Genomic DNA, 9374 nt, shown 5'->3' on the forward strand with positions numbered 1-9374 from the left:
GTCAGTCGCGCGGGCGCAGGTCGATGCACACCGAGTTGATGCAGTAGCGCAGGCCGGTCGGTGGCGGGCCATCGGGGAACACGTGGCCCAGGTGCGCATCGCAGCGGGCACAGGTGACTTCGGTGCGGATCATGCCGTGGGAGGTGTCGCGGATCTCGATCATCGCGCTTTCCTCGATGGGCGCGTAGAAGCTCGGCCAGCCACAGCCGGAATCGAACTTGGTCTGCGCATCGAACAGTGCCAGGCCGCAGCAGATGCAGTGGTAGATGCCGTCGCGGCGCTCGCTGTTGTACTTGCCGCTGAACGGCCGCTCGGTGCCCTTGAGGCGGCACACCTGGTACTGCTCGGGGTCGAGCATCGACCGCCATTGTTCCAGGGTTTTCTCGATCTTTTGCATGTAGGGACCTCGGCAGGCTGAATTTCACTGCGCACCGTCTTTTCCGGGGCGCGGGTGGCACGTATATTAGTTGGCTTCGTGTGCCAGGCGTTCAGTCTGGCACCCGCTTCCTGCCCTTTCAAACCTTTCGGCGGGGCGTAGCGCGTTTTCTCAATCGGGATCCCATCATGCAGTTCAGCAAATCGAACAAGCTCGCCAATGTCTGCTACGACATTCGCGGCCCAGTGCTCAAGCACGCCAAGCGCCTGGAAGAGGAAGGCCACCGCATCCTCAAGCTGAACATCGGCAACCCGGCGCCGTTTGGCTTCGAGGCGCCTGACGAAATCCTTCAGGATGTGATCCGCAACCTGCCCACCGCGCAGGGCTACAGCGACTCCAAGGGCCTGTTCAGCGCGCGCAAGGCGGTGATGCAGTACTGCCAGCAGAAGCAGATCGAAGGCGTCGGCATCGAGGACATCTACCTGGGTAACGGTGTGTCCGAGCTGATCGTGATGTCGATGCAGGCGCTGCTCAACAACGGCGACGAAGTGCTGATCCCGGCCCCCGACTACCCGCTGTGGACCGCCGCGGTGAGCCTGGCCGGCGGCAAGCCGGTGCACTACCTGTGCGACGAGCAGGCCGACTGGTTCCCCGACCTTGAGGACATCAAGGCCAAGATCACCCCGAACACCAAGGCCCTGGTGATCATCAACCCGAACAACCCGACCGGCGCGGTGTACTCCAAAGAGCTGCTGCTGGGCATGCTGGAATTGGCCCGCCAGCACAACCTGGTGGTGTTCTCCGACGAGATCTACGACAAGATCCTGTACGACGAAGCCGTGCACATCAGCACCGCCTCGCTGGCCCCCGACCTGCTGTGCCTGACTTTCAACGGCCTGTCCAAGTCGTACCGGGTGGCGGGCTTCCGCTCCGGCTGGCTGATCATCTCCGGGCCCAAGCACCACGCGCAAAGCTACATCGAAGGCATCGACATGCTGGCCAACATGCGCCTGTGCGCCAACGTACCGGCCCAGCATGCCATCCAGACCGCGCTGGGCGGCTACCAGAGCATCAACGACCTGGTGCTGCCACCGGGCCGCCTGCTGGAGCAGCGCAACCGCACCTACGAACTGCTGAACGACATCCCGGGCGTGAGCTGCGTGAAGCCGATGGGTGCGCTGTATGCATTCCCGAAAATCGACCCGAAGGTTTGCCCGATTCACAACGACGAGAAGTTCGTGCTCGACCTGCTGCTGTCGGAGAAGCTGCTGATCGTTCAGGGCACGGCGTTCAACTGGCCGTGGCCGGACCACTTCCGTGTGGTGACCTTGCCGCGGGTGGATGACCTGGAGGCGGCGATTGGCCGGATCGGGAATTTCCTGAAGGGTTATTCGCAGTAAGTGATGGCCTCTTCGCAGCGCAAGGCTGCTCCTACAGGAGAACGCATGCCCCTGTAGGAGCAGCCTTGTGCTGCGAATGGGCTGCAAAGCAGCCCCAAAACCCCACAGGATGTTTCTTACATCCTGCAACGCTCTATCCCACAGCCCCCGCGCCATCCTCTGCCATACTCCGCCGTACACAGTTTGAAATAGTCGCCCGATTGAATCGGCACGGCAGGCCCCTTATATACCCCGCAGTAAGCGACAACTCATCCGTCAGGAGAACGTAACAACCATGATGCGCATTCTGTTGTTTGTAGCCACCAACCTCGCGGTGGTGCTGGTTGCAAGCATTACCCTGAGCCTGTTCGGTTTCAACGGGTTCATGGCCGCCAACGGGGTCGACCTGAACCTCAGCAGCCTGCTGGTGTTCTGCGCCGTGTTCGGCTTTGCCGGCTCCCTCGTCTCGCTGTTCATCTCCAAGTGGATGGCGAAGATGACCACCGGCACCCAGATCATCAGCCAGCCGCGCACCCGCCACGAACAGTGGCTGCTGCAAACGGTCGAAGAGCTGTCCCGTGAAGCGGGCATCAAGATGCCCGAGGTGGGTATCTTCCCGGCGTACGAGGCCAACGCCTTCGCCACCGGCTGGAACCGCAACGACGCGCTGGTCGCCGTTTCCCAGGGCCTGCTGGAGCGTTTCTCGCCCGATGAAGTGCGCGCAGTGCTGGCCCACGAGATCGGCCACGTGGCCAACGGCGACATGGTCACCCTGGCGCTGGTGCAAGGCGTGGTGAACACCTTCGTGATGTTCTTCGCACGCATCATCGGCAACTTCGTCGACAAGGTGATCTTCAAGAACGAAGAAGGCCAGGGCATTGCCTACTACGTGGCGACCATCGTTGCCGAGCTGATCCTGGGCATCCTGGCCAGCATGATCGTGATGTGGTTCTCGCGCCGCCGCGAATACCGCGCCGACGAAGCCGGTGCACAGCTGGCCGGTACCGCAGCAATGATCGGCGCCCTGCAGCGCCTGCGCGTGGAGCAAGGCCTGCCGGTGCACATGCCCGACACCATGAAGGCCTTCGGCATCAATGGTGGCCTGAAGCACGGCCTGGCCGGGCTGCTGATGAGCCACCCGCCGCTGGAAGACCGTATCGAGGCCCTGCGCCGTCGCGGTTGATCCAACCGGTAAAACAAAAGGGCGACTTCGGTCGCCCTTTTTTTGTACACCTGTGCCGGCCTCTTCGCGGGTAAACCCGCCCCCACAGGTTCACCACACACCTTGAGGATTGTGCAGTACCTGTGGGAGCGGGTTCACCCGCGAAAGGGCCGGTGCAGGCTACACACCTGTCAGCGGCTGACCCGGTAAACCCGCTCCAACAAACTCGATACCCCGGCCTGCAAGAACTTCGGGCTTTCCTCAATCACTTCCACAGCCTCCAGCTCATCCACCTGCCACCCGGCAAACCCTTGCCGCAGCTCCTCATCCCCCACCGAAAACGGCGGCCCGCCCAGCAAAGCCTGGTCATAACCCAGAGTCACCACCACCCCCTGGCAACCCGCCGGCAGCAAGCCCGACAACAACTGCATGTAAGCCACACGCATCTGCGGCGGCAAGGCAATCAGCGCCGCCCGGTCATACAGCCCCGCGCAGTCGCCGATATCCTCGACCTTCAACGCAAAAAAATCCCCACACCAGAGCTCAACGTCACCACTGCGCCAAACCTCGAAAGCCCCGCGCTGTTGCACCTCGGCTTCAAGCCCATGCTCGCGGAAGAATGCCTCCACCGCCCGCCGCGACAGCTCTACGCCCAACACGCGGTACCCCTGCCCGGCCAGCCAGGCCAGGTCCAGGCTCTTGCCGCACAATGGCACCAGCACGCGGCTACCCGGCGCCAGGCCAAGCGCTGGCCAATACTTCTGCAGATAGGGGTTCACCTGCGCCTGGTGAAAGCCGATCTGGTTGTCGGCCCACCGCTGCTGCCAGAACGCTGGCTCCATGATCACTCCCGATTTTTAGATGGTTTGTCGGTAAAAGTTGGTTTGGATTTCGATCTGTAGTTGATCGAAGATGAGTGCATCTTAACCGTCAGGACCCTGCCATGCTGCCCAGCCTGTTCATTTCCCATGGTTCCCCCATGCTTGCCCTGCAACCCGGCGCCAGCGGGCCGGCGCTGGCCGGGCTGGCCAACGCCCTGCCCCGGCCGAAAGCGATCGTGGTGGTGTCGGCGCACTGGGAAAGCAGCGAACTGCTGGTCACTGGTAGCGCGCAGCCAGAGACCTGGCATGACTTCTACGGTTTCCCACCGGCGCTGTATGCGGTGCAGTACCCGGCGCCGGGTGACCCCACCCTTGCCGACCAGGTCAGTGAATTGCTGAAGGCTGCCGGGCTGCCTGCCCGGCTGGACGCGCAGCGGCCGTTCGACCACGGCGCCTGGGTACCGCTGTCGCTGATGTACCCGGATGCGAATATTCCGGTGGTGCAGGTTTCACTGCCCAGCCACATGGGGCCGGCGCTGCAGGTCAAGGTAGGCCAGGCGCTGGCGGGTTTGCGCGACCAGGGCGTGCTGCTGATCGGCTCGGGCAGCATTACCCATAACCTGGGCGAACTGGACTGGCATGCCGGGCCGGATGTGATCGAGCCTTGGGCGCTGACGTTCAGGGATTGGGTGGTGGAAAAGCTGCGGGCGGATGATCAGGAAGCGCTGCTGGGTTATCGGCAGCAGGCGCCGTTTGCGGTGCGCAACCATCCCAGTGATGAGCATTTCCTGCCGCTGTTCTTTGCCCTGGGGGCTGGGGGCAAGTTCGGGGTGGTGCACCAAGGGTTTACCATGGGGGCGTTGGGGATGGACATTTATCGGTTCGACTGAAGATAGCCGGGGGCGCTTTGCGCCCCTTTCGCGACACAGGCCGCTCCTACAGAGGTTACGCGTCACCATGGGGTACGCGATCCCTTGTAGGAGCGGCCTTGTGTCGCGATGGGCTGCAAAGCAGCCCCAAAATGGCACAAGCAAAAAAAATCCCCAGCCAAAGCCGGGGATTTTTTCATTGCGCCAGGATCAATCCTCGCGGTAGCGACGCAGCTTCAGCTGCTTGCCGGCCACGCGGGTGTCCTTGAGCTTGGACAGCAGCTTCTCCAGGCCATCTTCCGGCAGCTCGACCAGGCTGAAGCTGTCGCGCACCTGGATGCGGCCGATGGCGTCACGGGCCAGGCCACCTTCGTTGAGGATCGCGCCCAGCAGGTTCTTGGCAGCGATGCCGTCACGGGCACCCAGGGCAGTACGGCAACGCACACGGCCTTCGGCCAGCGGCATCGGCGCACGGCGCTCGCGGTCACCACGCTCCGGACGCTCGCCACGCTCACCACGTTCGGTACGCTCACCACGCGGGGCGAAGCTCGGCACCAGCGGCTGCTCACGCTCTACCGCAGCCAGGTCCAGCGCCTGGCCATTGGTGGCCTTGCGCAGCAGGGCAGCAGCCAGGGCACGCGCGCTGCAACCCAGGTCGGCGGTCAGGCGGTCGAACAGCTCGCCGTGGGTGGCTTCCGCTTCGGCAACCAGTGGCGCCAGGCTCGAGGTCAGCTTCTTGATGCGGGCGTCCAGCACGGCCTGGGCATTCGGCAAGCGGGCTTCGGCAACTTTCTGCCCGGTTACGCGCTCGATCACCTGCAGCATGCGGCGCTCACGCGGGGTGACCAGCAGCAGTGCACGGCCATCGCGACCGGCACGGCCGGTACGGCCGATACGGTGTACGTAGGACTCCGGGTCGTACGGCATGTCGACGTTGAACACGTGAGTGATACGCGGAACGTCCAGGCCACGGGCAGCGACGTCGGTAGCGACAACGATGTCCAGGCGGCCATCCTTGAGCGAGTCGATCACGCGCTCACGCTGGTTCTGGGCGATGTCGCCGTTCAGCGCGGCAGCCTTGTAGCCCTTGGCTTCCAGCGCGGAGGCCAGGTCCAGGGTGGCTTGCTTGGTACGCACGAAGGCGATCAGCGCGTCGAACTCTTCCACTTCCAGCAGACGCAGCACAGCCGGGATCTTCTGGTCGGCGTGGACCATCAGGTGGGCCTGCTCGATCGCGGTAACGGTCTGGGTCTTGCTCTGGATCTTGACGTGCTTGGGCTCGCGCAGGTGGCGTTCGGCGATCGAACGGATCGACGACGGCAGGGTGGCGGAGAACAGCACGGTCTGGCGGCTGGCCGGGATGGCATCGAAGATCACTTCGAGGTCGTCCATGAAGCCCAGCTTGAGCATCTCGTCGGCTTCGTCCAGTACCAGGTACTGCACGGTCGACAGGACTTTTTCGTCACGACGCAGGTGGTCGCACAGACGGCCCGGGGTGGCCACGACGATTTGCGCGCCGTTGCGGATCGCACGCAGCTGTGGGCCCATCGGGGCACCACCGTAGACGGCGACCACGTTCACGCCCGGCATCTGCTTGGCGTAGGTTTCGAAAGCGGTAGCAACTTGCAGCGCCAACTCACGGGTTGGCGCCAGGATCAGGGCTTGCGGTTCGCGCTTGCTCACATCGATCTTGTTGAGGATCGGCAGGGCGAAGGCAGCGGTCTTGCCGGTGCCAGTCTGCGCCTGGCCGATCATGTCGTGACCGGCGAGGATGATCGGGATCGATTGTTGCTGAATGGCGGACGGCTCTTCGTAGCCGGTCGCCAGAACGGCAGCAACAATATTCGGATTGAGATCGAGAGCGGCGAAGCCGCCGGTTTCCTGGGTCATGGGTCTGCCTCTAGGTGCATCCGCAAAGACCCATGCTCCAAAGCTGCACAAGCCATGAAAGACCGACAGGTCACCCAGGCAGCTTTGGCGGCGGGGATTTGCGAAAACGATTGAAAAAGAAAACGTGGGAAAGTCCGCCTAGCGGACGTGCAGCCGAAGCTGGACTCGGAGGGTTTGCACCACCTGATTTTGCGGTCCGCTAAAAGACCGGCGCGTACTATACCCGAAATCGTGCGCAGACGTGAGGAATATTTTCAGGGTGCCTGGCCAGTGTCGGGCCATCAATCACAGCAAGCTGAATCGATAATCCCCTGGAGCCTGGCGCGGTCCTTGTAGGAGCGGCCTTGTGTCGCGAAAGGGCCGCAGAGCGGCCCCGGCAATATTTGCATTGACGCTGGAATCCGGGGCCGCTACGCGCCCCTTTCGCGACACAAGGCCGCTCCTACACGAACCGCTACAGGTATCGCATAGGCCGCGCCAGCCATTCAGGTAGCCGGCCGAATCTCGCGGATCAGCCCCTCGAGGCTATATCCCAGGCGCGGCGCCAGCGCCTCGGCCCGGGCTTTCAGCCCATCCAGGTCCAGCGTCTGCTCCAGGTCCGCCGGCACCAGCAGGATCACATTGCCCTCCTTCACCGGCAGCTCCCAGTAATGCCGGTGGTACAACCCGCGCAGCAACGCCGCGCCCAGCGGCTTGCCATCGTCGGTGGCCCACTGGTTGATCACCAGCCAACCACCCGGGTTCAGCTGCTGCTGGCAGTTCTCCAGGAAGTTCCACGCCAGGTGGCCCACCCCCGGCCCATGGTCGGTGTACAGGTCGACGAACAGCAGGTCGGCCTTCTCCGCCGTGGGCAAAAGCTCCAGGGCATCGCCGATGCGTACATACAGCCGCGGGTCGTCGTCCAGGCCCAGGTACTCCATGGCCAGGCGCGGTACGTCCGGGCGCAGTTCGATGGCCTCGATGTCGTCCAGCGGCAGGAATTTCATGCAGGCCTGGGTCAGCGTGCCGGCACCCAGGCCGAGAAACAGCGCGCTCTCCGGCTGCTCGTGGCACAGCGCCCCCACCAGCATGGCGCGGGTATAGTCGTACTCCAGCCAGCTGGGGTCGGCCGTGAACACGCAGCTCTGCTCGATCGCATCGCCGAATTCCAGAAAGCGGTAGTCGTCGACTTCATACACGCTGATGACGCCAAAGGCGTCCTCCACCCGTGCCAGTAGCCGCTCTTCCCGTTCCGCCGCCATGCTCACCACCCACCCGCGCAAAAACGCGCATTGTCCGTCAACACCCTCGATGCAACAAGCGCAGCGCCAACTGTTACCATGGCCCATAGCCTACAACCGACAAGACCGAGCCCGAGATGAACCAACCGTGGAGCCCCGACAGCTGGCGCGCCCTGCCGATCCAGCAGCAACCGACCTACCCCGATGCCGCGCACCTGCTGAAGGTCGAACAGACCCTGGCCAGCTACCCGCCGCTGGTGTTCGCGGGCGAGGCGCGCGAGCTGCGCCGGCAGTTCGCCGAGGTCACCGAAGGCCGCGCCTTCCTGCTGCAGGGTGGCGACTGCGCCGAGAGCTTCGCCGAGTTCTCGGCGGCGAAAATCCGCGACACCTTCAAGGTGCTGCTGCAGATGGCCATTGTCATGACCTTCGCCGCCGGCTGCCCGGTGGTCAAGGTCGGGCGCATGGCCGGGCAGTTCGCCAAGCCGCGCTCATCGGGCGATGAAACCATCGGCGACATCACCCTGCCCGCCTACCGTGGCGACATCGTCAACGGCATCGGCTTCGACGCGAAAAGCCGCATCCCCGACCCGGAGCGCCTGCTGCAGGCCTACCACCAGGCCACTGCCAGCCTCAACCTGCTGCGCGCCTTCGCCCAGGGCGGGTTTGCCGACCTGCACCAGGTGCACAAGTGGAACCTGGACTTCATCGCCAACTCGGCGCTGGCCGACAAGTACCACCAACTGGCCAACCGCATCGACGAAACCCTGGCATTCATGCGCGCCTGCGGCCTGGACAGCGCGCCGCAACTGCGTGAAACCAGCTTCTTCACCGCCCACGAAGCACTGCTGCTGAACTATGAAGAAGCCTTCGTGCGCCAGGACAGCCTGACCGGCGACTACTACGACTGCTCGGCGCACATGCTGTGGATCGGCGACCGCACCCGCCAGCTGGACGGTGCCCATGTGGAGTTCCTGCGCGGCGTGCACAACCCGATCGGGGTCAAGGTTGGCCCGAGCATGAACCCCGAAGAACTGATCCGCTTGATCGACACGCTGAACCCGGCCAACGACCCCGGGCGCCTGAACCTGATCGTGCGCATGGGTGCCGGCAAGGTCGGCGACCACCTGCCGGGGCTGATCCGCACGGTCGAGCGCGAAGGGCGCAAGGTGCTGTGGAGCTCCGACCCGATGCATGGCAATACCATCAAGGCCAGCAGCGGCTACAAGACCCGCGACTTTGCGCAGATCCTGGATGAGGTGAAACAGTTCTTCCAGGTGCACCAGGCAGAGGGCAGCCATGCCGGCGGCATCCACATCGAGATGACCGGGCAGAACGTCACCGAGTGCATCGGCGGCGCCCGGCCGATCACCGAGGATGCGCTGTCCGACCGCTATCACACCCACTGCGACCCGCGGATGAATGCCGACCAGTCCCTGGAGCTGGCGTTCCTGATTGCCGAAACCCTCAAGCAGGTGCGGCGCTGAGTGCTTTTCGCTTTTCGCTTTTCGCTTTTCGCTTTTGATCTTGCTTCTAGGAGCGCGATAGTTCAGGCGCCGCCGATTGCGACTTCAGGAGGCCGAGCAGAGGGCTTGCGGAGGGAGGTGACGGGCATGGATGCCCGTCAAGCGCTGAGGCCCCATGGATGGGGCCTGCAGCG

8 protein-coding genes are annotated in these 9374 nt (G+C 63.7%); 4 read left to right on the forward strand and 4 right to left on the reverse strand.

Annotation, left to right across the window (positions count from 1 at the left end):
• Window position 1: 1 nt before the first annotated feature.
• Window positions 2-397 (reverse strand): peptide-methionine (R)-S-oxide reductase MsrB, encoded by a 396-nt coding sequence (gene msrB / locus ABIB24_RS23910; protein ID WP_085590101.1) that lies wholly within the window; start codon window positions 395-397, stop codon window positions 2-4.
• Between the two features lie 167 nt (window positions 398-564).
• Between msrB and ABIB24_RS23915 the strand changes: the two genes are divergently transcribed.
• Entirely contained in the window at window positions 565-1776 is a 1212-nt protein-coding gene (locus tag ABIB24_RS23915; protein WP_013971543.1) for a pyridoxal phosphate-dependent aminotransferase, read from the forward strand.
• A 274-nt stretch (window positions 1777-2050) separates the two neighbouring features.
• Window positions 2051-2938 carry a protease HtpX gene (gene htpX / locus ABIB24_RS23920; protein ID WP_003259721.1) on the forward strand — a complete coding sequence of 296 codons (888 nt, stop codon included), beginning with the start codon at window positions 2051-2053 and terminating at the stop codon, window positions 2936-2938.
• A gap of 170 nt (window positions 2939-3108) precedes the next feature.
• On the opposite strand, the gene ABIB24_RS23925 is transcribed toward htpX, so the two are convergent.
• Window positions 3109-3759: a thiopurine S-methyltransferase gene (locus ABIB24_RS23925; protein ID WP_354317370.1), complete on the reverse strand. Its 651-nt coding sequence runs from the start codon at window positions 3757-3759 to the stop codon at window positions 3109-3111.
• Between the two features lie 101 nt (window positions 3760-3860).
• Between ABIB24_RS23925 and ABIB24_RS23930 the strand changes: the two genes are divergently transcribed.
• A complete protein-coding gene (locus ABIB24_RS23930) occupies window positions 3861-4628 on the forward strand; it encodes a DODA-type extradiol aromatic ring-opening family dioxygenase (RefSeq protein ID WP_354317371.1) in 768 nt (255 codons plus the stop codon).
• 189 nt (window positions 4629-4817) lie between these two features.
• Here ABIB24_RS23930 and ABIB24_RS23935 read toward each other — a convergent pair whose 3' ends face one another.
• Window positions 4818-6497 (reverse strand): DEAD/DEAH box helicase, encoded by a 1680-nt coding sequence (locus ABIB24_RS23935; protein WP_025338184.1) that lies wholly within the window; start codon window positions 6495-6497, stop codon window positions 4818-4820.
• Window positions 6498-6982: 485 nt separating this feature from the next.
• Window positions 6983-7738, reverse strand: coding sequence for a spermidine synthase (locus ABIB24_RS23940; protein ID WP_025338183.1), 756 nt, complete (start codon window positions 7736-7738; stop codon window positions 6983-6985).
• 116 nt (window positions 7739-7854) lie between these two features.
• On the opposite strand from ABIB24_RS23940, the gene ABIB24_RS23945 reads away from it, so the two are divergent.
• Window positions 7855-9201: a class II 3-deoxy-7-phosphoheptulonate synthase gene (locus tag ABIB24_RS23945; RefSeq protein WP_003247094.1), complete on the forward strand. Its 1347-nt coding sequence runs from the start codon at window positions 7855-7857 to the stop codon at window positions 9199-9201.
• The last annotated feature ends 173 nt before the right edge of the window (window positions 9202-9374 follow it).

The sequence above is a fragment of the Pseudomonas sp. UYEF17 genome (assembly GCF_040546125.1).
GTDB lineage: Bacteria > Pseudomonadota > Gammaproteobacteria > Pseudomonadales > Pseudomonadaceae > Aquipseudomonas > Aquipseudomonas putida_Z.